This window comes from Mesorhizobium sp. L-2-11, from assembly GCF_016756595.1.
In the GTDB taxonomy this organism is placed as follows: domain Bacteria; phylum Pseudomonadota; class Alphaproteobacteria; order Rhizobiales; family Rhizobiaceae; genus Mesorhizobium.
On the sequence record NZ_AP023257.1, the window covers coordinates 2,019,811 to 2,044,084 of the forward strand.

Sequence of the window (24,274 nt, forward strand, 5' to 3'; positions counted from 1 at the left end):
GACATGCGCATGTATGGAAAAATTGCCGACGAGGTCGAGCGGCGCCTGGCAACCTTCGGGTTTCGTATTGCAACCTGGGATGATGCGCGATCATGCGGCAAGCTCTACGCGGGGCGGCTGACACGCAATCTACCCCAATTCGATACGCATATTGGACTAACGCCCTACAGCCCATCACCTCGTAACATCAACCACGATGTGACGCAGCCGATGCCGCTGAAGCAATGCATCGATATATATCAATCCGAAGACGTCTTTGAACACGTAGCTTACGAAAAACTGCCGCAGATTTTTGCGTACATCCATGCCGTGCTGAAGCCGGGCGGCTTGTTCCGGATGAGCGTGCCCGATTATCGCTTCGACGTGTACCGGGATCGCTCGGTCAAGGATGGCGACCGTTTCGTATTCGACCCTGTCGGCGGCGGCAAATTTGAAAATGGCATCGTCACTGGCGGCGGGCATTTGTGGTTTCCAACATACGAAAGCGTTACTGCGCTCGCGGCGGCAAGCCCGTTCTCGAAATGGGACGTGCTTGAAGGCTATGATCCCGACGGCCACGCAATCATCAAGCCCGTCGATGAATCATATGGGCGGGTATTGCGAACGTCCTATAGAGACCCTCGTGTAGCGAGCCACCCGCGCCCACTTTCCATCGTAGTGGATTTGTGGAAGTAAGCGTACAGCGGAATTTCGAAGGCAGGCAATCAGGGCCACTACTATCGTCATGCATGTCAGAAAACATGTTCCGATCTACAAGGATTTGTGGGCTTGCAGCTTTGCCCTGGCGATTGCCGGCTATCCTTTGGTCGGAATCGTCTCATCTGTGACCGCAAGAGAAGATCAAGTCTTACCGATCGCCTTTCGCGCTCTGGTAATCGGCCTCTGTGGGCTGTCTTTTTTTTCAGACCGGCAGAAAGCTTGGCGGTCCATCGACGCATGGCTATTTGGTTTTGCGGGACTCTATACAATGAAGCTTGGTATTGATGCCAGCTACGACATAAATGGGGCATCGGACGCCCTTGTATTTGCCGTCCTCACTTCGATGGTGCCTGCGGCTCTTCTGGGTTTGTCAACAAACAAATGGTCGGAGATCAATGTAGCATGGGCACTCTTCATCGTCGGAGCGTTGAGCGTGCTGGGTATCATTTGGCTGCAGTATACTGGCTCCAATGCCGTGCGGCTCGACTACACTGAGCGGGTCACTCTCGATCGGTTAAATCCTATTTCCATAGGTCACGCCGGACTAACTACAATTATAGCCTCATATACTCTGATAAGAATTTCCCGAAGAAAAATCGCTAAAATAGCAATTGTTGCTGTAGTTGCTGCTTCGGTATTCGCCATTTATCTGGCAGCTGCTCGCGGTCCAGTTGTTGCCTTGGCATGCTGCATCGTTGTGCTTCCTATGCTCCGCCCAAAATTCACCACCATGATCCTGTGTCTGCTGTGTCTTGCAGTCGCGGTATTGGCGTTGGCAATCACGGACATAACGCCGTTGCTCGATAAGCTTCATTTGACGACGATTGGAGAAGACCGTTCAACGACGGCACGTCTAGGATCGGTTGCGTTGTCGTGGGAACTTTTTCAGCAAGACCCGTTGTTTGGCTACGGAACACAACTGCCACTGTTCGTATATCCCCACAATATGTTCATGGAGATCCTTCAAGCAATGGGCCTTCTCGGTATGGCGATATTCATTCCGGTTTTCATGAGGATAGCATTGGCGGTAAAGTTCCTGGCCGACAAGCGCTTGGTGCTTCTGCCGCTTTTGACCACGCAAGCCATCGTCTGAGCGCAATTTTCCGGCTCGCTCTGGGGATCGGCGTTCCTTTGGATCACCATCACCGTCTTGATCTTCCGCTTCAATGCCATGAGGTCATTTGAATGTGGGCACACCGAGGTGGGATGTGGCGCTCATATGCCCAGTTTGGGGTACCCGGTAGGGTCGGATAACCCGACAAACATTGCCGTTCGAAGCCGGGATACGCCGGAATATAAGCCTGAAATACGGTCACAGCCAGCTATGGGGCTTTGTCAAGCTCGTTCAGGAATCTCCGGGTAGCCTGCCACCATTCCGCCTTCTCATCCCATTTCGCTGGATAGTGTTCTGAAGGTTCTGCAAAAAGCTCTGGAGAGAGAACAGCCCTTACTCTGAGGCGAGGGGCGGCCATGGCACGCTGGTGACGTTGCGATCACCGATTCCCGTGGAAGGGTAAGTGCCATGACCAAGCGAGAGGTTAGACTGAGCAGAGGCGAGTTGAAAGCGTTGCTGTTGTCGGATGAGGACGGCTTCCGCAGAGTTTTGCAGACTGTGGTGCAGGAGGCTTTGGAAGCCGAGATGACGGAGGCGATCGGGGCCGAGAAAGGCGAGCGGACGACGGAGCGGGTTGGTTACCGGTCCGGCTATTACGAACGCAAGCTTGTGACGCGGGTTGGCGTGCTGGAACTTCGGGTTCCGCAAGATCGGGCCGGCCGGTTCTCGACGGAGTTGTTTGAGCGTTACCAGCGCTCGGAGAAGGCACTGGTATCGGCGCTGGTCGAGATGTACGTGCAAGGCGTGTCGACGCGCAAGGTGAAGGCGATCACCGAGGATCTGTGCGGCCATTCCTTCTCGGCCTCGACGGTAAGCCAGGCGACGGCGCGGCTGGATGAGGCGCTGAAGGCGTTCTTTGAGCAGCGGCTTGCCGAACCTTACCCGTACCTCATTCTGGACGCGCGCTACGAGCGGGCGCGCGAGGCCGGCGTGATCGCCAGCCAGGCCGTCTTGGTGGCGATCGGCGTCGACTGGGAAGGCCGGCGCCAGGTGCTCGGTGTCGAGCTGGCCAACCGTGAAAGCCATTCGAGCTGGCGCGCGTTCGTGGCAGGGCTCAAGCAGCGCGGGCTCGCCGGCGTCGAGTTTGTCGTCTCCGACGACCATCCGGGGCTCAGGGCAGCGATCCGCGAAGTCCTGCCCGAGGCAGTCTGGCAGCGCTGTTACGTGCACTTCCTCAGAAACGCGCTCGATTATGTGCCGCGCAAGGTCGATGACGACTGCCTGATGGAGCTCAGATGGTTCTATGACCGGCGCGACCTCGCCGAGGTCAAGCGCGACCTGGCGCAGTGGATCGCCAAATGGCAGGCCAAATACCCGAAGCTGGTGGATTGGGTGGAGAACAACATCGAGGAGACGCTGAGCTTCTATCGGCTGCCGCTGCCGCATCACAAGCACATGAAGTCGACGAACATGCTGGAGCGGCTGAACCAGGAGATCAAGCGGCGCACCCTGGTCGTTCGCATCTTCCCCAACCCGCAGAGCTGTTTGCGGCTGGTTCGGGCATTGGCGGTGGAGATCCACGAGAACTGGCTCGAGGCGACCCGCTACCTCAACATGGATCATCTGCGCGAGCACAAGAAGGAGAACCTGAGGGCACTGGCCGCCTGACGCGGCCGCCATGTCCGCCGCTCCGCTAAACACGGGGGCTGCGCGGCGGACACGCCAACGTCACCGCTGAATGCCACGCCATTTTTGCAGAACTTGACGCACACAACTTTTCGCTGGCCGATAGGGCGAATTGCTACCGATAGTGCCCCATATAACGATTCCGTCGGCCAGCCTCCTGCAAGTGTCCAGTTGGGTATACCAAAGGTCACCCGGCAGAAACGCAAGCGTATTATGAAACTGCGGCCACAGAAAGCAGTAGACTGGCTTTCCTTGTGAAATCCTTCGTGCTTCCCCGATGTTGGATTGCGCATAGGCTATCCAAGCGTCCTTGTCGCCGTAAAATGTATACAGCGAGGGAAATAGCGCATCGACATAAGGGATGAGGGAGGAAGCGAGGTTGGTGTTTTGCTGCTTCCAGTCGTCCAGTGCAACCGCGCCCTGATGGCCGATTGCTCTCCAATGATCCCTGATCGGCAAGACAGCATAAAGTCCGAGCTTTACGCTCGGGTCTGCCTTTCTGAATGCGCTGAGCGTCTTCTGATATTTCGCGATGGACGATGCTTGAACCGGACCCTCAAGGGGCCAGCTTTCAATGTCGACATTGAGATATTCGTTGCTCCTCGGCACTGCCAGCGCTTGCCGCACCTGGCCGGCGTCGGGAACATCTGGTCCCAGAACATGAGGGTCCACGATCGTAAGATGCTCGAAGCCGAACGCCCGCAAATCGGGCCCGCCGGCGAACCGGATAGCTTCGAAAAGCCTGAACGGAGCGCGCGTTTCCGCCGTCGCTGACCATGAGCAGGCTAGAAGGCAGATCACACAGAATATTGTCTTGAAAAACATGATGCTTATCCGGTTCGCTAGTTGCGAATTTTGCGCGGACGAACTTCGCGCGGTTCGAACTCTCGTGACTGAACTTGACGATTTTTAAAGCGGTAGCTTAGCTGGACGTCTCGGACAACCTCCTGACTGAAGCGTGATAGACGCGCTGCTGTAAGGCGATAGAGGCGAGGCCCGACTGGAGCCCGACTACCTCCCCGCAGTCCTCGGTGACCTACGCCGTTAACCTCGGAGCCCTGAACGACAGTGGCCGGACGCCTGGTGGTTTCCATGCTACCCGACGCAATCCTGAGCGACCGGGCTGGCCCCTTAGCGGCCGCGAACAGATTGCGGTCCATTTATGTGACAGCGCCGCAGGTCTTTCTGCAGCCGCAGCTTTATTCCCTCAGACTTCGCGCCACCAGCCGCGCCACGCTCGGTCCGACCAGCAGCACGACGAGGAAGCGGGCCGATTGCAGGGCCATGACGAAGGAGATGTCGACATGCTGTGCGGCGGCGGCGATGATGGCGACGCTGTCCATGCCGCCGGGGCTGGTCGCCAGATAGGCGGTCAGCGGATCGATGCCGAGCACATGGCTGATCATGAAGCCGAGGCCGCCGCAGAAGGCGATGAGGATGATGATCGAGCCGACGATCTGCGGCAGCGCACGCGTCGCGTGCCGCAGAATCGTCCTGGTGAAATTCAGGCCGATGGTCCAGCCGATCATCGTATAGCCGAGGGCGAGCAGCCAGGGCGGTAACTGCATCGTCACGCCTAGTCCGAGATGCACCGCAGTGCCGAGAATGAAGGTGCCGAGGAAAAAGGGTGACGGCAGCCTGAACAGCTTGCCGATGAGACTGCCAACGAGCGCCACGCCAAGTGTTGCGGCAAAGGCAATTGGATCGATCGGCGGGAACCAGATGATGGCCGGGGTCTCGACGCCTGATGTGTCGACCCTTGCGACAAGTGCGGCAGTCATCGAGACAAGGATGACGCGCAGATATTGCATGAAGGCGACGAGGCGCTGGTCGGCGCCGAAGGCGCCGGCCATCAGCACCATGGCGGTGGCCGCGCCCGGCGATGAGCCCCAGACCGCGGTGGTGCCGGGCAGGATGCGCCAGCGGCTGATCAGCCAGCCGAGCAGGCTGGACGCCGCAACGGTGGCCACCACAACGCCGAGGAACAGCGGCCATTCCTTGTAGAAGAGCGGAAAGATGTCGGCGGAGATCGAAGCGGCGACAAGGCAGCCAACGATTGCCTGGGCGGCGCCGAACAAAGGGCGCGGCACACGCACCGTGGCGCCGTTGGTGCCGGCCAGGATCGCCGCCAGCATCGGTCCGATCAGCAGCGCTGCCGGCAAGGCGCCGAATTCCAGCGCGCCGGCAAACAGCATCGAGATGATCAGCAGGGCCAGCCACTGCCAGACCTTGGGCAGCCGCGCCAGATGCTCGATGGCCGGCGGGTTGGGGGCCGGCGGGTTCGGCAAAGAGTCCATATCCGGCTCTTAAACGGGCCGGGGAGAAATGCGAACCCTTTTTGCGGGGAGTATGGTGGCGGGTGGTACACCGGCTTGGGTAGTGATCCTTCGCGCGCCCCTCTGTCCTGCCCTTCTTTGCCACCACTTGGCATCTCCCCCCTCGTGGGGGAGATGTCCGGCAGGACAGTGGGGGGCGCTGTCCCGCGGGCATCTCTCCCCCTCAGCTCGACTTCGCCGGCAACCCGAACCCACCAACAGGATGCGTTTCCACCTGGAACTCAAACCCGGCGATGATCGGCCGCGCCTTGGCGATCGCCGCCTGGACTTCCGGCAATTGCAGCGAAGCCTTGTGGCTTGCCTGGTCGGTCCACACCTCGGTCACCCAGATCGCGTCGGCATCGGCCGGATCGGTGGCGATGATATAGCTCAAGCAGCCTGGTAAGGCGCCGGTGCTGGCAAGCAGGACGTCCATCATTGCGTCGCGCTGGCCGCGCGTCGCCCGCATCTTGCCGATCAGACCATACATTGCCGGTTTCTCCGTTGCTTGCTGCGACAAGTATGCAGGCCGCCGCTCACGGCATCAACTGGCCACCGTTCACCTCGATCACCTGGCCGGTGATGTAACCGCTCAACAGGGCGGACGAGAGGAACAGATAGGCGCCGACGCAGTCCTGCGGCGTGCCGGCGCGGCCCTGCGGGATGGTGGCAACCATGGCCTTCATGTGCTCCTCGGTCGAATAGCGCTCATGGAAAGGCGTCGCGATGGTGCCCGGCGCCACCGCGTTGACGCGGATGTTGAAGCCGATCAGTTCCTTGGCCATGCCGCGGGTCACATTGGAGACGAAGGCCTTGGCCGAGCCATAAAGGCCGGCGCCGCCGCCGGCGCCATTGCGCGCGGCGATCGACGAGGTATTGACGATGAAGCCGCCCTGGCGCTTCAGCCATGGCATCGCCTTGCGTGATGCGGTCAGCACGGAGCGGGCGTTGAGGTCCATCACCGCGTCGTAATGCGCCTCGGTCAGTTCGGCATAAGGCACGCGGCCGAGCATGCCGCCGGCATTGTTGACCAGGCCATCGAGCCGGCCGAAATGTTGCGCGCTGTCCTCGACGACGCGCTCGACATCGGCAGCGATCGAGAAATCGCCCTGGACCGGGAATACCTCGCCACCGCCGTTGCGGATGGTTTTGGCCAGGTTTTCGGCAGCCGCCCGACTTGAATTGTAATGCAGCGCGACGCGGCATTTCTGCGCGGCGTAGGCCAGTGCAAGTGCCGCCCCGATGCCGGTCGAAGCGCCGGTGATCAGCACCGCCTTGCCGGCGAGGTCGGGGATGACCAAAGTGGGGGTGACAAGGGCGGAATTAACAGGGGCGGATTTAGGGGCGGTTGTGGTGGCTGGCACGGCTATTCCTCCGGGACTCTCCTGCTCTTCGTAGAGCCTCGCCGTGCTGATGTTCAAGTCCGCAGAGGTTTTCGACCGCAAATAGGCGTAGCTCTGGCGCTGCAATTCGGTAAGTTTGATGACGCAGGCAGAGCTACAGTTGTGACGATCCGGATCCCCGGTTCGGAAACCGGCGCCGGCAGCGATCCTTCCCACCCCCCTCTGTCCTGCCGGACATCTCCCCCGCAAGGGGGGAGATTGGTCGTCATCCCGGCCTTCGCTAATCTTGAGCGTTGGAAATTAGAGCCGCCAAATGAAGCTGCCGATCTCCCCCCTTGCGGGGGAGATGTCCGGCAGGACAGAGGGGGGTGCTGTCCCTCCGACATAGATGTTCTGCACCGGCTCGACGTTCTTGATGTCATGGCAGGGAAGCCGGTGTCCAGGCCTCACGCGAACGGCACTGCCGTCGTGCCCTTGGGTAGTTTTGCCTCGTCGTCGGGCTCGACATGGATGGTGACGCGCACCGAGGGGATTTCTGCCTTCAGCGCATCTTCGATGCGGTCGCAGATGATGTGGCTGGCGCCTACCGACATGTCGGCGTCGACGACCAGGTGGAACTCGATGAACGTGGCGCGGCCGGCAATCCGCGTCTTCAGATCGTGGACTTCCAGCGCGCCCTTGCAATTGGCCGAGATGATGTCGCGGATGCGCATGTGCTCCTGCGTGTCGACGGCGCGGTCCATCAGACCGTTCATCGACGAGCCGATGACGTGCCAGCCTTGCCACAGGATGTTCAGCGCAACGATGACGGCGAGAGCGGGATCGACGACCTGCCAGCCGGTCAGCACGGCGCCGACCAGGCCAATGAACACGCCGACCGAGGTCGCCACGTCGGTCATGATGTGCCTGCCGTCGGCGACCAGTGCCGGTGACTTCTCGGCACGCCCGGCACGGATCAGCGTCAAGGCCCAGAAGGCGTTGATCACCGTCGCGACGCCGTTGATGGCGAGGCCGGTCCATGGCTGTTCGAGCGGGACGGGATGCCGCAGGGACCACCACACTTCGTTGAGGATCAGAAGGGCTGCCAGCACGATCAGCACGCCCTCCAGCACAGCAGAGAAATACTCGGCCTTGTGGTGGCCGAACGGATGATCCTGGTCGGCCGGCTTGTAGCTGACCCGGATCGCCCAATAGGCGGCGGCCGAGGCGATGACGTTGACGATCGATTCCAGCGCGTCGGAATAGAGCGCCACGGAACCGGTGACGTACCAGGCCGCCAGCTTCAGGCCGAGCACGACGAAGGCGAGGACTATCGACCAGAAGGCGAGGCTGGCGACCTTGCGCCTGGCGGCGTTTTTCGACTCAATAGCGGTCATCGATTGCTTCCGGCCGCCGAAACCGGAGCTAAGCCGCCTTTTCCTTGGCCTTGCGCGGCAGGTGCGCAACGATGTTCTCGATCATGCGCATGCCGGCATTGTGGCCGAGCGTCATGATCGATTCCGGGTGGAACTGCACCGCGGCGATCGGCTCCTTGCTGTGCTCGAAGGCCATGATGACGCCTTCTTCCGTCTCGGCCGTGACGACGAAGCCGTCGGGCAGCCGCACCGGATCGGCGAAGATCGAGTGATAGCGGCCGACCGTCACCTCCTTGGGCAGGCCGGAAAAGATGATGCCCGGCTTCGACACGCGGATACGCGACGGTTTGCCATGCATCGGCACGTGCAGGTGCCGCAGCTCTCCGCCATAGGCTTCGGCCAGCGCCTGCAGGCCGAGGCAGACGCCGAAGATCGGCAGGTCGCGCGCGCGGGCCCGCTTGATGGTGGCGGCGCAGTCAAAATCCTTCGGCGTGCCGGGACCGGGCGACAGCACGACCAGATTGGGTTTCAGCCGGTCGAAGACCTCGTCCGGCACCGGCGTGCGCACGGTCGAGACATTGGCGCCGGTCTGGCGGAAATAATTGGCCAGCGTGTGGACGAAGGAGTCCTCGTGGTCGACCAGCAGGATGTTGACGCCGTCGCCGACGCGCGCGGTGGCGCGTTCGGTGTCGGCGGCATTGCCTGATTTGGCGTCGCGGATGGCGGAGATCATGGCGGATGCCTTCAATTCGGTTTCGGCTTCTTCTTCCTCGGGAATGCTGTCGAACAGCAGCGTGGCTCCGGCGCGCACCTCGGCGATGCCGTCCTTGATGCGGATGGTGCGAAGCGTCATGCCGGTGTTCATGTCACCGTTGAAATTGACCATGCCGATCGCACCGCCATACCAGGCGCGCGGGCTCTTCTCGTTCTGCTCGATGAAGCGCATAGCCCATAATTTCGGCGCGCCGGTGACGGTGACCGCCCAGGCATGCGACAAGAACGCGTCGAAGGCGTCCATGCCTTCGCGCAGCCGCCCCTCGATATGGTCGACGGTGTGGATCAGCCGCGAATACATCTCGATCTGGCGGCGGCCGATGACGCGCACCGAGCCCGGGTCGCAGACCCTCGACTTGTCGTTGCGGTCGACGTCCGAGCACATGGTCAGCTCGGATTCGTCCTTCTTCGAATTGAGCAGCTTCAGGATCTGCTCGCTATCGGAAATGGCGTCGCCGCCGCGCTTGATCGTGCCGGAGATCGGGCAGGTCTCGACACGGCGGCCGTTGACGCGCACGAACATCTCGGGCGAGGCGCCGATCAGATATTCGCCTTCGCCGAGATTGATGAAGAAGGAATAGGGCGAGGGGTTGATGGCCTTCAGCCTGCGGGAGATGTCGGAGGGCGGTGTCTCGCAGCGCTCGTAGAACATCTGGCCGGGCACCACCTCGAACAGGTCGCCGCGCTTGAAACTCTCCATCGCCTTGCGCACCAGATTGGCATATTCGCCGGGCTCATGGTCGCCGCGCGGCGGGATGCGGTCGGCGGTCCTGAACGGCTCGACGATTTCGTCGCGCGGCAATCCCTGCGTCGAAAACCCATCGCCGGAATAATCGTAGCGGTCGGTCCAGGCTTTTGTCGAATAGTGGTCGACGACCAAAATCTCGTCGGGCAGGAACAGCACCAGGTCGCGCTGGCTTTGCTGGCGCTCGAGCTTGTAGTCGACCGGATCGAACTGGAAGGCGAGATCGTAGCCGAAGGCGCCGTAGAGGCCAAGATTGGCGTCTTCCTCTGTCTTGAACAGAGCGGTGATGGCGCGCAGCACGGTGAAGACGGAGGGAACGCGGCTGCGTTCTTCCTCGGTGAAGACTTGGGCAGGCTTGGCCACGTCGAGGCGGATCAGTCTCTTCGACGTCTCGGCGATCGTCACGTCGTCAAGGCTGCCGAGCGCCTTGCCGATCACCGGCAGAAGCACCTCGCCACGGCTGTTCAGCGCCTCGATGCGCATCGCGCGGCTGCGCGCCGAGATCACCAGCGGCGGGTCGATCATGGCGGTGTCCCAACGCGTATAGCGGCCGGGATATTCGTAATTCGAGGAAAACACGGCGCCACGGCGTGAATTCAGCCCGTCGACATAGAAGTCGATCGCGCCTTGGTAAGGCCGGTCATGGCGCTCGCGGGTAATCGTCACGCCACCCGCCGTGACGAAGCGCTCCGCCCCGTTCTCCAGAATTTTCGTCGTCATTGCCGTCTCCATCAGCGTCTTGGGTATTTCAGCGACTTGGCTCTATCAGCGTCTTGGGGGCAACGGACCCGGGGCTTGGCTTTAAAAAACAAATGGCCGCCCGGACATTCCGTTGCGGCCACCTTCTATTTTTCACGCGCACGCGTTCGAACAGGCCGCTGTCAGCGAGCCCACCACCAAACGGTCTTGATCGAACGCATGTTCATGGCGATTCCAATAGCGGCGATTGCACGGCCGCGCAACTGGATTCAATGAAGGGCATGGAGACGGGGGAGGGCATGGAAAAGGGCATGAGGCTCTCAATCCTCCAGCGTTCCCGACCGTGCATCGGCGCTTTTCCTGTCGCCGACCAGTTTCAGCAGATCTTCGCCGGCGCGGATGATGCGCCGGGAACGCCGTGTCAGGATGATGCCCGCCTGCGGCGCGAACACCTGCGTGCGGCCGCCGGCTTCACCCGGCGCATGGACGATGGTGGCGAGCAGCGCGCCTTTTGCCACACGGTCGCCGGGCTTCACCTCGTAGAGGACCGCGCCGGCCCGCGGCGCCGGCATCATGTCGATGTTTTCGAGCGGCGCGACGGTACCAGTGAAGCTGCCGGGCGTGGACAAGGCCTGGTCCAGGATCACGCCGCGCGCCACCAGCAGCCGATAGAGCCCTTCGGCATCGGCGCCGGCCAAAGTGCCGTCGACATCGAGTATGCCGCGATACTCGACCGTGGTGGCGACGCGCCGGTCGAAACGCGCCACCTCTGCAGGGAGGTTCAGATATGGCGTGATCGAGGCGCCTTCGAAGGTTCCGTCGGTATCTTCATCCCACAGGATCACCGCATCTACGCCCATGGCCGCTGCACAATCCGCCATGGCCGGCCACAGGCTGGCATGGACATAGAGGTAGGCGAGGCCCTCGTCGTCGCAGTGCAGGTCAAGCACGATGTCGTGGCCGATCGACAGCTGCAGCAGCCGGCTCTTCAGCCGCTGATCGGCAGTGGCAAGCGTGGTGTCGGGCAACAATTCAACGTCAGGCGCGGCCAGCAGCGGAAAGCCGCGGTTGAAGTTGGTGCGGGTGCCCAAGTGAAAACGGCCCTGGTGCTCGCCGAAATGATACTGGGCGCGGCCGATCGGATTGGCTTGCGGCACGATGGTGATATTGCCCTTGATGCGGCCTTCGGCTTCGGCCTTTTCAAGCATCGGCATCAGCGTGTCGATGGCGACGACGCCCGGCAGTTCGCCGGCATGCAGTGCCGCCTGCAGATAGGCCGAAGGTGCGGCCTTGTCGCTGCCGTCAAAGCGGAGCCCCTGGAAGCGGAAGACCGGGAATTCGTAGGAAACGCCCTCGCTGTCGCCGACTATACGCTCGATCGATTTCTGCATGATACGCCTCCAGGAACACACATGCCCCTTCGCCGATACGCTGTCGATTGGTCCAGTCTGCTGCGCCATGGGCGCAAGACCGGCCGGGCCCGATGGACATACTGGTCCAACGCGGCCCGGCCTATGCCAGCGGCTTCAATTCCTGGGCTATGGTGGGCAGAAGTTCCGAGACGTTGGGGTGGATGTGCATGGCCCGCGCGAGCGTGCTGATCGGCGCCTTGGCGTACATCAGATCGAGCACGCAGTGTATCGCCTCGTCGCCGCCGGGGCCGAGCACCGAACAGCCGAGGATTTCGTTGGTGTCGGCATCGGCCAGGATCCTCATGAAACCTTGCGTCTCGCCTTTCTCGACGGCGCGGCCGACGCGGGTCATCGGCCGCTGGCCGACCAGCGCGCGGCGGCCGGACTTTCTGACCGCTGCCTCGGTCATGCCGCAGCGGCCGAGCGGCGGGTCGGTATAGAGCGCATAGGCCTCGATGCGGTCGCTCACCTTGCGCGGGTCGTTGTCGAGCAGATTGGCGGCGACGATCTCGTAGTCGTTGTAGGAGGTGTGGGTGAAGGCGCCCTTGCCGTTGCAGTCGCCCATCGCCCAGATGCCGGGCACGCTGGTGCGCAACTGATCGTCGACGACGATGAAGCCGCGTTTGTCGACCGCGACGCCGGGCTTGTCGAGGCCGAGATCGTCGGTGTTGGGCGTCCGGCCCACTGCCAGCAGCACATGTGAGCCGACCGCCGGCGCCTCGCCGGCGGTGAAGGTCACGGCGATTTCGTTGCCCTGCCTGGCGAAGCTGATGTCGTCGGCGCCGAGATGGACGGCGATATTTTCGTTTTCGAAGATGGACAGGATGGCGGCCGAGACATCCTCGTCCTCGCGGCCGATCAGCCGCGGGCTCTTTTCGATCACCGTCACCTCCGATCCGAAACGGCGGAACATCTGCGCGAATTCGAGCGAGACGTAGCTGCCGCCGACGACGACGAGATGACGCGGCAGCACGTCGAGATTCATCATCGACGAGTTGGTCAGGAACGGAATGTCGTCGACGCCCGGCAGATCAGGCACCGAGGCACGGCCGCCGGTGTTGATGAATATTTTTTCGGCGCTCAGCAGCTCGTCGCCGATGCGCACGGTTTCGGCCGTCTCGAAGCGTGCATGGCCGCGATAAAGCGTGCATCTCTCCATGCCGGCAATCCAGCTCTCGAGATTGCCGCGGGCGTCGTTCGTCACCTTGTCCTTGCGCGCCTTGATCGCCGTGTAGTCGACGCCGACCGGACCGGAGAGCGTCACGCCGTAGTCGGCGGCGCGGCGGGCGAGATGCGCGGCATAGGCGCTGGCCACCATGGCCTTGGTCGGCATGCAGCCGGTGTTGACGCAGGTGCCGCCGACCAGCTTGCGCTCGATCAGCGCCACGCTCATGCCGGCCGCGGTCAACCGGCCGGCGAGCGGCGGGCCGGCCTGTCCGGCGCCGATGATGATGGCGTCGAATGGCTTTGCCGTCATGCCACGGCCGCCACGATCAGCAGACCGCCGACGATCGCCACCGCGTCCTCGATGAAGGCGGCGGGCGGGTCCTTGCCGAAAGCCAGCGCCAGGCGTTTGCGCAGCTCGGCGCCGCCGAGCGTGCCGATCACCGCGCCGATGGCACCGGCGATCAGGCCGCCGACGGTGGCGCCACCGGTGGCGCCGATCACCGCGCCGATGAAGGCGCCGACAGCGATGCGCGCGCCGAACTGCTGCGGCACCTTGCGGCTCGGCGTCGACGGCAACTGATCGGTGATCAGTTCGGCAATGGCCAGGATGGTGAAGATGCCGACGGTGATCCAGTGGCCCATGAAGCTGGCCCAGGTTCCGGCGACCGGCAGCCAGCCGAGCCAGGCGCCCCAGGCAACGGCGGCAGGCGCAGTCATGGCGCGAAGGCCGGCAACGACGCCGATCAGAAGCGCAAGCATGTACAGCATGATTGACCCCTCGAACACACCGCCTGGGACAGCCCAGCCAGGGCAGGCTAGCACAGCTTATGGATTTGACCAGAGGCGTAGCAGAAGGGACCCGAAGCGAGCGCAGGATCGAGAGCCGAGAAAAGATGGCCAGTTGGATGGCAATTCGGCGTCGGCGCCGCCCCTCATCTGCCTGCCGGCATCTTCTCCCCGTATAGTGACGGGGAGAAGCGGCTGGCCGCAACCTCGGCGCCCTCTTTTTGCGACGCTGACAGGTGGCGAAATCGTCGGAGACGGCGTCTTTCTCCCCGTCTCTATACGGGGAGAAATGCCCGGCAGGGCAATGAGGGGCAGCGCAAACCTGAAGCGATTGCCTCACCTCGGCGCGTGCGCCACGCGTTCCTGAGCGTTCTTCGAGAATTCGCGACGGTACTGCGCCGGCGTGGTTCTGAGCCGCGCCGCAAAGTGCTGGCGCAGCGATGTGGCGCTGCCGAAGCCCGCCTCGAAGGCAATCATGTCCATCGATTTTTCCGTTACTTCCAGCAGTTGTTGCGCCAGCGCGACGCGCTGGTCGATCAGCCAGTCGCCGAAGCTGGTGCCGATTGTTTTCTGGAAGCGGCGCGTGAATGTCCGGCGGGTGAGGCCGGCGGCGTCGGCGACCCTGTCCAGACTGTGCGTCTGGCCCAGCGTCCTGCGCACCGCGTCGAGCGCCTGGGTGAAGCGGTCCGCATTTTCGGTCCTGGCGATCGGGCGTTCTATGAACTGCGCCTGCCCGCCCTGCCGGTGAGGAGACAGCACGATTTGCCGAGCGAGGCGCAACGCCGCCTCGGCCCCGCAGCGGGCTCGCACGATATGCAGGCAGCAATCGAGCCCGGCGGCGACACCGGCCGAGGTCACGACATCGCCATTGTCGATGTACAGCACCTCCGGCTCGACGAGAATGTCGGGATAGAGCGCCTGCAGTTGATCCGTGTAGGCCCAGTGCGTCGCGGCACGCCGCCCAGAAAGCAATCCGGTCGCCGCAACCGCGAACGTTCCCAGGCACAATCCGACAATCAGCGCGCCCCTTTGGTGCGCGAGACGCAGCGCCTCGATCAGTGCCGCCGGCGGTGGGACTTCGAGCTCCTTCCAGCTAGGCACGATGACGATGTCGGCGCCATCAAGCGCGGCAAGCCCGTACGCGACGCTGATGGTCAGCCCGGCATCGGTGCGGATCGGCCCGTTCTCAATCGCGCAGACCCGGAAGTCGAAGCGCGGCAGGCCGAGAGCCGTGCGATCCTCTGCGAACACGAGGCACGGGACGGAAAGGTGGAACGGGCTGATGCCATCGAAGGCGATGGCGGCAACGATCGGATCGGCCATGCTGAGCACCAATGAGGGTTAGGTTCGAACTGTCCCAATTCTTTCGAGCAATGTCAATCGGGACACTTTTGCGGCCCGATGCCGAGCCTATCATCGACCCATCAATGTCAAACAGGAAAGGAAAACTCCATGTCGGAATCAGCCAAAGGCAAGGCGCCACGCCGTGCCCTCATCGTCATCGACGTTCAGAACGACTATGACGGCGGCAATCTCGCCATCACGCACCCGCCCTTCCGCGACACCGTCGCCAATGTGGCGCGCGCCATGGACGCGGCGGCCGAGGCGGGCGTCGAGGTGGTGGTCGTCAAGCAGCTGGCGCCGGAAACGTCGCCGGTCTTCGCCAAGGGCAGCCATGGCGCCGAATTGCATCCCGAGATCGCGAGGCGAAACCGTGACCACTACATCGAAAAGACCTTGCCCAGCGCCTTCACCGGCACCGATCTCGAGGCGTGGCTGCGCGCCAACGCTATCGATACGATTGCGGTCATCGGCTACATGACACATAATTGCGATCTGTCGACGGTCATCCACGCTGTCCATATGGGCTTTGCGGTTGAGTTCTTGTCGGATGCAACGGGGTCGTTGCCCTATGCCAACAGCGCCGGCTACGCCTCGGCCGAGGACATCCATCGCGTGGTGACTATTATCCTGCAGTCGCGCTTTGCCGCTGTTCTCAAGACTGCTGAATGGATCGACTGCTTGAACAACGGCACGATGCCCGAACGCGACACGATCTACGCTTCCAACCAGCGCGCGCTGGCACGCAACGCCGCTTAGGCGAACTTAGATGTTCAGGCGTCTCCCGCGTTTCCTTCACTAAGGACAATTGTTGAAATCAGCGCCGCCCCTCATTGCCCTGCCGGGCATTTCTCCCCGTATAGTGACGGGGAGAAAGATGCCGTCATCGCCGATTTCGCCAATCTACAGCGTTACAGAATGGGTGCCGAGGTTGCGGCCAGCCCCTTCTCCCCGGTCACGGGGAGAAGATGCCGGCAGGCAGATGAGGGGCGGCGCCGACATTGAGAATTGGTCGACGCGCTGGCCAGTCGCCGAAGCTGAGGCATGGGTGAGGGGCAGCAAGCCCTCAGAACAGGCCTTCTATCTGACCCATCTCGTTCAGCAAGATCTTCTCCGAAGACGGCGCCTTGGGCAGGCCGGGCATGGTCATGACCTCGCCGCAGATGACGACGATGAAGCCGGCGCCGGCAGACAGCCTGACCTCGCGCACCGGCACGGTGTGGCCGGTCGGCGCGCCGCGCAGGTTCGGATCGGTCGAGAACGAATATTGCGTCTTGGCCATGCAGACCGGCAGGTTGCCGTAGCCGGCGTGCTCCCAGGCGTGGAGCTGGTCGCGCACCGACTTGTCGGCGATCGCTTCGGAACCGCGATAGATGCGCTGGACGATGGTGTTGATCTTCTCGAACAGCGGCATGGCGTCGGGATAGAGCGGCGCAAACTGCGAGGAGCCGGATTCGGCCAGCGTCACCACCTTGTTGGCGAGTTCCTCGATGCCGGCCGAGCCGTGGGCCCAGTGCTTGCACAGGATCGCCTCTTCGCCCATCGAGGCGACGTAGTCCTTCATCGCCCTGATTTCAGCATCGGTATCGGAATAGAAATGGTTGATGGCGACCACGGCAGGCACGCCGAACTGCCTGACATTCTCGATGTGACGGCCGAGATTGGCGCAGCCCTTCTTCACCGCCTCGACGTTCTCCTTGCCGAGATCTTCCTTCTTGACGCCGCCATTCATCTTCATGGCGCGCACGGTGGCGACGATAACCGTGGCCGCCGGCTTCAGGCCAGCCTTGCGGCACTTGATATCGAAGAATTTTTCGGCGCCGAGATCGGCACCGAAACCGGCTTCGGTGACAACATAGTCGGCAAGTTTCAGCGCCGTCGTGGTGGCAACGACCGAGTTGCAGCCATGCGCGATGTTGGCGAAGGGGCCGCCATGGACGAAGGCCGGGTTGTTCTCCAGCGTCTGCACGAGGTTTGGCTGCATGGCGTCCTTGAGCAGCACGGCCATGGCGCCGTCGGCCTTGAGGTCGCGGGCGTAGACGGCCGACTTGTCGCGGCGATAGGCGACGATGATGTCGCCGAGGCGCTTTTCCAGGTCCTTCAGGTCGGTGGCGAGGCACAGGATCGCCATGACTTCCGAGGCGACGGTGATGTCGAAGCCAGCCTCGCGCGGAAAGCCGTTGGCGACGCCGCCGAGCGAGCAAATGATCTCGCGCAGTGAGCGGTCGTTCATGTCCATGACGCGGCGCCAGACGACGCGGCGGATGTCGATGCCGAGCTCATTGCCCCAGTAGATGTGGTTGTCGATCAGCGCCGAAAGTAGATTATGCGCCGTGGTGATGGCATGGAAATCGCCGGTGAAGTGGAGGTTCATGTCCTCCATCGGCACGACCTGCGCATAACCGCCGCCGGCAGCGCCGCCCTTGACGCCGAAATTCGGCCCGAGCGAGGCCTCGCGGATGCAGACGATGGCCTTCTTGCCGATGCGGTTGAGACCGTCGCCGAGGCCCACCGTCGTCGTCGTCTTGCCTTCGCCGGCCGGCGTCGGGTTGATGGCGGTGACGAGGATCAGCTTGCCATCCCTGTTTGCCTTCACCGACTTGATGAACTCGGCCGAGATCTTCGCCTTGTCGTGGCCGTAAGGCAGAAGATGCTCGCTTGGAATGCCGATCTTCTGGCCGATCGCCTGGATCTGCTTCTTGTCGGCGGCGCGCGCGATCTCGATGTCGGACTTCACTTCGGCCATGGCGGCTTTCCTCTGGATTGGACGGTGGAGGGGACGGGTTTGATCAGTGTGGTCGCAAGCCTGTTCGAAACAGCCCGGTATTGCAGGCGAGGGCACGTTCTACCCCTGTCGCTGCCGTGGCGTCAACTTGCATGCAACTATGTTTCCTCTAGAGAAAGACGGCAGTCTGTTTCCCGGTCGACCTGTTCCGGATCTTCGCGCCCGGTTGTCGCGCCGTATAGAAGCCAGAGCACGCGCCGTCCTGCCGTCTCAAAACAGCCGCGGAATGCACGGAATGCGACAGGGTTCGAGCGCCGGTCGGCTTCGAGCGGTCGAGCTAGAATGCTCCGATCTGGTGCTGCGTCGGCTCGTTGCCGATCGCGACAAACGGCAGCGGTGATTTCAAGCCACGGCGTCTTTCACCAATCGCTTCTTCACCGATCCAGGACGGACCTGACCTCGACCAGGTTCGATCTTACCCTAAGCACATAGAAACCCATCGTGGTGAGGTGGGTGGGCATGATCCAGCCATCCTCGCGGCCGTTGGAGATTATCAGAGGCTGGATGGCGAGCGCTGCCTTGAGCTGGCCTTCAACGCTGTTCCACAGTGGCGTGAGGCCGCGATTGTCGAGGATCTGCTGGAAGTCGTGATGCGCCGCCGTCAGGATGCCGTAATAGCCGTAGAGCTGGCCGTAGGCGAACCAGAAGCGGTCGTCAGCGCGCGTGTCGAACCAGCCGCTGTTGAAGTTTTGCGAACGGTCGCGGATCAGGTCCGACGTCGAGCCTATGTCACTCGCGATCCGGTCGACGAACTGCAACAGATTGTCGGCGCGCGCGTTGAAGACCACCTCGCATTTCATGAGCCGGTCGTTGAAGGCGCGAAGGCTGTTTGCCGCCGTGCGATAAAAACTCGGCGTCGGGGTTTTCGGACCAAAGGGCCTGAAGCCGAAATACCAGGTTTCCTCGTCGAAGGTGATGGCGCCGCGCGCATCCTGCAGATTCTGGTCGATCTGGCTGGTGCCGCGGACGCGGCCCAGCGTATCGACAAGCTCGACCGCGGTGCGCCGGATCGCCTGATTGACCCCGCGCTGGAAGGAGGCCTTGTTGTCGAGAAACGGCGTGCGGTCCCAGTCCATGCCGAAGAACCCGAGCTTGTAGAGTATCATCGACGAGATCCAGGCGTTCTCGTTGACGTTGAAATCGATGAGATCGGCCGAAACCTGGACAATGGCAGAGTTGGTGCAGGTCTTGACCTCTCCCTCGACGCCAGCGGTTTCCCCGGTGGCGGAGGGAGCGGGCTGCGCCGGCGCGGTTCCGGCCGGCTGCGTGAATTTATATGCTTCCGCATAGGCGGGATTGAAATTGCTCCAGACCTGCGTGTTCCAGATGAAATAGCCGTAGAGGCCGATCAGAATGAGCAGAGCGAGGCCGAGCACCGCCTTCAGGATCCAGCCGCGCTGCGTATACCAGCGCCCGGCCCACATGAACGGCCACAGGATCACGCCGACGGCGAAGCCGATGCCGCGGCCGATCCACTGGAATATCCGTGTGAAGAAATTCACGATCGGATCAAGCATGGCGATGTCACCCCTCGTCAGTCAGCCAAGATTTCGATAAGGTTAGGCATTCAATCGGTAAGACCGTAGAGGCGTGTGCGAAACGCCACCTTGTCTTTCAGATATGTGGTTTTCAGAACGTCCACAACATGCGATCGCCAGGCGTCGCTGAAGCCGTCATAGTCCTTGTAAAAACCCGGTTTGTTGAAGACGTAGCGCGAGACGAAATCCTGCGGCACGAAATCCGAGATCAGCTGGTTGGTCAGCCAGGCGTCGGGATGTCCGGGCTTGGCCCGGATCGTCAGGAAACGCTGCTGCGGGAACACGTCTTCGATCTTGAGATAGCCAAGGTGGGCGATCTCGCGCTTGGCGGCGTTGAGAAAAGGAAAATTGCCGTCCCTGGTGATCAGGTCGGCATGGCTGTGGATCCAGGTCTGCAGCCAGACCTTGTCGACTCCGGTCAGATTGCGGTCGGGCTCGGCGGCGCGGATCAGCGCCCGCACCACCATTTCGGCGCGGTGCTCGAGATAGCCCGATGTTTCGATCCACGAGGCCCGCGGCAGTTCGATGCGGCCGGTCACGGCGAGGAACTTGAACACCCTGTCGGCATCGTTGATCGAGAGGTAGCTCACCTGCCACGGCCGCGAGCGGCGGAAGCCGGGGGCTGCCGGGTCGCTGATCACCGTCGTCATGTCGGGGTCGATGAACACATAGAGCCCGCCGAAATGGCTGGTCCAATAGGCGCTGTGGCGAAAGATCACCTGATCCGGCACCAGCGCGTTCTCGCGGATGTCGCCGCAGATCTTGGCCAGTTCGACCATGCGGGTGAGCATGGCGCTGTCGCGCCAGGCGTCCGGCTCCTGCTTCAGCCGGTCGACGAGCTTGCCGAGTTCGGCGGCCTTGCCGAGCACGTCCTCCGCCGACAGAACCTTGAACTCGACCTGGTTGATCGACAGCAGGTCCTCGATGTCGTCGACCTTGGGGACCGAATCCTCGATCTCGCCATAGATGACATCCTTGATGGTCAGCGCGTCGATGGCGCGCTGGTTTGTCGTCATGAACTCGAACATCAGCTGCGAGGTGTTGGAAAAGGCGGTGTGGACCACCGGCAGGTCGACCTGCGACGGCGTCAGGATGATGAAACGACGGTTGATCCCGTTGGGATCGAGGTAGTTGTAGTCGCCGCATTCCTCGGCCACCTCAGGCGAGAAGCCGGTGCGGTCGATCTCGAAACTCTTCAGCTTCGTCGGCTTCAGGCCGAAGGCGACCAAAGCCTTGTTGTAGCGCTGGATCAGATGCGGCTCGTCGATGGTCAGCAGCCGGCCATAGATCAGCTCGTTCTCGCGCAAAAGGTCGGGTTTTTTGGCAGGGCTCATCTATCCCTTCTCCCCTTGTGGGAGAAGGTGGCCGAGCGAAGCTCGGTCGGATGAGGGGTGTTCCAGCTTGACGAATACCCCTCATCCGTCGCCTTCGGCGACACCTTCTCCCACAGGGGGAGAAGGAGGCGTCGGCGCATCTTACGCATTCCACAGGCCCTTCTTCTTCAGCTCTTCGATCTCGCGCATCGCGCGGTCGCGCAGGCGGGTGTCGCGGATCATCTTGGTCACCGCCGCGTCGTCGGACCTGTCGGAGTAGCGGAACTCCGAGTCGGCGTAGCGGTTGATCTCCTGCATGACCATGTCCATCGAGAACGGCCGGCGCAGTTCCTCGATCATCGCCTTTTTGTCGTCGTAGCTCTTGTGCATGAAGACTTCCGGCTTCTCGAACCATTCGTCCGGCAGCTCGATGTCCATGGCGCGCATCTTGATCGCATCGGTGACGTTCTTGATGGCGCGGCCGGTGAAGCGCGGCTCGGCCTCCTTGATCATGTGCAGATAGGTGCCGATGTCGGCCATCGACTTCGGTGCGCCGTTCTCCTTGATGTAGCGCTCATAGACCTTCATCAGCCCGTCTTCCCTGGGCTTCTCGTGCTCTTCATAGGCCTCCATCACCGCGCGCTGGATCTCCTGGGCGGCATAGAGCTTGTGGTCGCCGAGCGGGATCTTGTGGTTCTTGCCGGCGAGCAGCACGAAGATGTCGATATAGTCGTCGCGCGTTTGTGGCCCATCGACCAGCCAGCGGGCGCCGGCGCGCTGGCGCAGCGCGTCGTCGACGTTTTCGGGATAGTTGGAGAACATGCCGAAGGAGCAGTTGCCGCGCACCACCGTGGCTGCACCCCCGAATGCGTCCATCAGGACGCCGGTGATTTCCTGCTGGCCGGCCGAGGCACGATCGTCTGAGCGGCGTGCCGCCACCTGGTCGATGTCGTCGATCGTGCCGAAGCCGATGATGCGCGGGTTGAGCACATTGTTGATGAACTGGCGGCAGTTCTGGCCCGACTTGCCCTGGTAGGAGGAGATCTGGTCGACGCCGAAATTCTCGTAGGCGAAGGGATAGCCGGCCACCTGGCAGTAACCGTTGACGAGACCGGCGATCATCTGGATCAGCGTCGTCTTGCCGGTGCCGGGCGCGCCGTCGCCGATGAAGGTGAACAGGAAGCCGCCGAGCTCGACGAACGGGTTCAGCTCGCGCTCGAAATCGTAAGCCATCAGCATCTTGGCGAGCTTGACCGACTGGTATTTGGCGATGTGGTTGCCGACGACCTCTTCCGGCTTCTTGAAGGTCATCACCAGCGGCTTCGACCGCTTGCCCGGCGCGACGTCGAAGCCGTCGAGGGTGAAGTCGTCGACGTCGATGCGGATATGCGCGTTCTCAAACGGACCGATGCCGTCGAAGCGGCCCTTTCGCGCCAAAAGCCCGTCGATGGCGACACGGGCGAAGGCGCGCGCCCGGGTCATCAGGTCGGCGTCGTCCTTGGCGCCAGCTATCGCCTTGTCGAGGCCGGCAACGATCGATTTCACCGCATCCTGCGGCGTGTCGAACAAAAAGTCCGGCTCCGGCGTGTCGTTCGGTGCCTCGCCGTCGCTGTCGATCAGCTGGAACAGATAGGAGGCGAGGCTGAAGGCCGAAACATAGGCCGAGGCCGACAGCAGCTTCTTGAATGTGGCGGCCTCGTCGCCTTCGAGCGGGGCGCGGGCGTTTTTCGCCTTCAGGCTCTCGAGATCTGAGCCTTCGGCGAAGACATCTGATATGGCCAGCGCGATCGCCAGCCCGCGCCGGGTGCGATAGAGCAGCATGTGCTGCGCAATGCTCAGCAGCTGGTCGTCGGGATGGACGGCGGCGACGGTCTTGGAAAGCTCGACCTCACGCGTGCGGCGCGCCGAGCCGACCGAGACGGTCGAGACGAAGCGGCGGTTGGTGCCGGCAAGCGCGGTCCCGGATTCCCGCGACGGGTCCTCGAGCACGACGATGCGGGTGATGAAGCTCTGCGCCGTCGCGCGGTGCTTTTCGATTGCCGCTTCCGAAATCGTGGTCAGGCCGGTGTCCATGAAGGATGCTCCGCGGTTTGACTGTCAAACGTCACTGATGACCTGCCTTTTGGACAGGATGTGGACCTTGTAGCCGGAAAAGATTTTCTGCGCCTCGCCGGCGGCGTAGAGCGCCTGATAGGCCTCGTGCGGGATCAGCGCGTGCTTCTCGTAGCTCGACACGCCTTGGCGCGCCGCCTCCAGATCGTCGGTGTCGATGAAGAATTCCTGCGTCGCCTTCTCGCTCGAAAACAAACCTTTGCGGCCGGGTTTTTCGGCCTTGGAATAGACCTCCTGGATAGTCCAGGTCAGCAGCCAGGCGTTTTCCGGCTTGCGCACCTTGTCCAAAACGTCGGTCACCGTCGAATTGTTGTCGGTGATCCCCGCCGAATAGAACGGGCCGAGCACGACGCGGCGCAGTTGCTTGGGGTGGAGTTGCTCGAAATCCTTGTCGAGGTTGACCGCGATCGTCGCCGGCGACAGCGTATAGGCGGAATTCTTCTCGGTGAAGTCGTCGAAACGGTGGGCAAGCTCGGGATTGAGCAGCCCTTCAACGGGAAGCGGAATGTCGACCTTTTCGTTGAGCTTGCCATTGCGGTCGACAAGCTGCCTGATCATCTCTTCGGAGGAATCCTCGACAGTCACCATGTAGACCAGCGGCAGGTTGGCGCTGCCGTCGAAGGCGGCCCAATGGACGAGGTAGTAAGGCCGCCCGGTCTTCGGATTGACCGAGACTTTTGCCGTCTGCGCCAAGGTGAACGGCCCGAAGGTCGTTTCGCTCCTGACGCCCTCCAGATAGAGCCGCTCGGCCATCGACTTCTGCAGCGCCTCGGGGAACTGCTTGTGGCGCAGGATGAAGTCGGCCATTTCCTCGCGCAACTCGTCGGCCAACGGTATGTTGGCGAGACGCGTATCGGCCTGGCGGCGATCGTTTTCCAGTTCGAGCACGTTCTGGAAGACCGGAAAGCCGCTTTCGGCACGCGAGATGCGAAACGTCTCCATGAAACCCAGCCGGTTGCGCCAGCAGGCAAACGAGTTGTCGAGCCGCGCAATGTATTCGGCGACGATCTTGGCGACGATGCCGTGCCGGTAGAGCGGCGAGCGATCGTCGCGCATGAACACTTCGAGGCCGCTGAGCGCCGCGCTGATCGCCGAGAAGTAACGCGTTGCCGCTTCGTTTTCGGGGGTCATGCAGCCAGCCCTTGGGAGC

19 protein-coding genes are annotated in these 24,274 nt (G+C 62.1%); 4 read left to right on the forward strand and 15 right to left on the reverse strand.

The genetic code is table 11. The features are described from left to right. Positions 1–9 precede the first annotated feature (9 nt). The 3 genes from JG739_RS09710 (at position 10) to JG739_RS09720 (ending at position 3,421) form a co-directional block, all read left to right on the forward strand. Positions 10–675: a methyltransferase domain-containing protein gene (locus JG739_RS09710; protein WP_202366270.1), complete on the forward strand. Its 666-nt coding sequence runs from the start codon at positions 10–12 to the stop codon at positions 673–675. 49 nt (positions 676–724) lie between these two features. After that, positions 725–1,792, forward strand: a complete 1,068-nt coding sequence (locus tag JG739_RS09715) for an O-antigen ligase family protein (RefSeq protein WP_202366271.1) — start codon at positions 725–727, stop codon at positions 1,790–1,792. Positions 1,793–2,221: 429 nt separating this feature from the next. After that, positions 2,222–3,421 (forward strand): IS256 family transposase, encoded by a 1,200-nt coding sequence (locus tag JG739_RS09720; RefSeq protein ID WP_202362577.1) that lies wholly within the window; start codon positions 2,222–2,224, stop codon positions 3,419–3,421. A 60-nt stretch (positions 3,422–3,481) separates the two neighbouring features. Here the strand turns inward: JG739_RS09720 and JG739_RS09725 are convergent, their stop codons facing one another. The 10 genes from JG739_RS09725 to JG739_RS09770 all read right to left on the reverse strand — a co-directional run bounded on the left by JG739_RS09725 (position 3,482) and on the right by JG739_RS09770 (position 15,358). After that, positions 3,482–4,264 (reverse strand): hypothetical protein, encoded by a 783-nt coding sequence (locus JG739_RS09725; RefSeq protein ID WP_202366272.1) that lies wholly within the window; start codon positions 4,262–4,264, stop codon positions 3,482–3,484. A 374-nt stretch (positions 4,265–4,638) separates the two neighbouring features. Further along, positions 4,639–5,736 carry an AbrB family transcriptional regulator gene (locus tag JG739_RS09730; RefSeq protein WP_202366273.1) on the reverse strand — a complete coding sequence of 366 codons (1,098 nt, stop codon included), beginning with the start codon at positions 5,734–5,736 and terminating at the stop codon, positions 4,639–4,641. A 202-nt stretch (positions 5,737–5,938) separates the two neighbouring features. Then, a complete protein-coding gene (locus JG739_RS09735; protein ID WP_202366274.1) occupies positions 5,939–6,244 on the reverse strand; it encodes a putative quinol monooxygenase in 306 nt (101 codons plus the stop codon). A 46-nt stretch (positions 6,245–6,290) separates the two neighbouring features. After that, positions 6,291–7,055, reverse strand: a complete 765-nt coding sequence (locus JG739_RS09740) for an SDR family NAD(P)-dependent oxidoreductase (protein WP_202367397.1) — start codon at positions 7,053–7,055, stop codon at positions 6,291–6,293. A gap of 488 nt (positions 7,056–7,543) precedes the next feature. Continuing rightward, positions 7,544–8,473 carry a cation diffusion facilitator family transporter gene (locus JG739_RS09745; protein ID WP_202366275.1) on the reverse strand — a complete coding sequence of 310 codons (930 nt, stop codon included), beginning with the start codon at positions 8,471–8,473 and terminating at the stop codon, positions 7,544–7,546. 28 nt (positions 8,474–8,501) lie between these two features. Further along, positions 8,502–10,691: an anthranilate synthase gene (locus JG739_RS09750; RefSeq protein ID WP_202366276.1), complete on the reverse strand. Its 2,190-nt coding sequence runs from the start codon at positions 10,689–10,691 to the stop codon at positions 8,502–8,504. A gap of 299 nt (positions 10,692–10,990) precedes the next feature. Continuing rightward, positions 10,991–12,061: a succinylglutamate desuccinylase/aspartoacylase family protein gene (locus JG739_RS09755; RefSeq protein ID WP_202366277.1), complete on the reverse strand. Its 1,071-nt coding sequence runs from the start codon at positions 12,059–12,061 to the stop codon at positions 10,991–10,993. A 121-nt stretch (positions 12,062–12,182) separates the two neighbouring features. Next, positions 12,183–13,559 carry an FAD-containing oxidoreductase gene (locus JG739_RS09760; protein WP_202366278.1) on the reverse strand — a complete coding sequence of 459 codons (1,377 nt, stop codon included), beginning with the start codon at positions 13,557–13,559 and terminating at the stop codon, positions 12,183–12,185. Further along, a complete protein-coding gene (locus JG739_RS09765; RefSeq protein WP_202366279.1) occupies positions 13,556–14,017 on the reverse strand; it encodes a DUF4126 domain-containing protein in 462 nt (153 codons plus the stop codon). Before JG739_RS09765 ends, JG739_RS09760 begins: the two co-directional genes overlap by 4 nt. A 354-nt stretch (positions 14,018–14,371) precedes the next feature. Further along, on the reverse strand, positions 14,372–15,358 hold the full coding sequence (locus JG739_RS09770; protein WP_202366280.1) for a helix-turn-helix domain-containing protein: 987 nt from the start codon (positions 15,356–15,358) through the stop codon (positions 14,372–14,374). 129 nt (positions 15,359–15,487) lie between these two features. On the opposite strand from JG739_RS09770, the gene JG739_RS09775 reads away from it, so the two are divergent. After that, positions 15,488–16,135, forward strand: a complete 648-nt coding sequence (locus JG739_RS09775; protein ID WP_202366281.1) for a cysteine hydrolase family protein — start codon at positions 15,488–15,490, stop codon at positions 16,133–16,135. 307 nt (positions 16,136–16,442) lie between these two features. Here the strand turns inward: JG739_RS09775 and JG739_RS09780 are convergent, their stop codons facing one another. The 5 genes from JG739_RS09780 to JG739_RS09800 all read right to left on the reverse strand — a co-directional run bounded on the left by JG739_RS09780 (position 16,443) and on the right by JG739_RS09800 (position 24,255). Then, positions 16,443–18,122: a formate--tetrahydrofolate ligase gene (locus tag JG739_RS09780; RefSeq protein WP_202366282.1), complete on the reverse strand. Its 1,680-nt coding sequence runs from the start codon at positions 18,120–18,122 to the stop codon at positions 16,443–16,445. Between the two features lie 413 nt (positions 18,123–18,535). Next, positions 18,536–19,678 (reverse strand): DUF2333 family protein, encoded by a 1,143-nt coding sequence (locus JG739_RS09785; RefSeq protein ID WP_202366283.1) that lies wholly within the window; start codon positions 19,676–19,678, stop codon positions 18,536–18,538. A 50-nt stretch (positions 19,679–19,728) separates the two neighbouring features. Then, entirely contained in the window at positions 19,729–21,033 is a 1,305-nt protein-coding gene (locus tag JG739_RS09790) for a DUF6638 family protein (RefSeq protein ID WP_202366284.1), read from the reverse strand. A gap of 141 nt (positions 21,034–21,174) precedes the next feature. Next, on the reverse strand, positions 21,175–23,085 hold the full coding sequence (locus JG739_RS09795) for an AAA family ATPase (protein ID WP_202366285.1): 1,911 nt from the start codon (positions 23,083–23,085) through the stop codon (positions 21,175–21,177). Positions 23,086–23,109: 24 nt separating this feature from the next. After that, a complete protein-coding gene (locus JG739_RS09800) occupies positions 23,110–24,255 on the reverse strand; it encodes a hypothetical protein (protein WP_202366286.1) in 1,146 nt (381 codons plus the stop codon). Positions 24,256–24,274 lie beyond the last annotated feature (19 nt).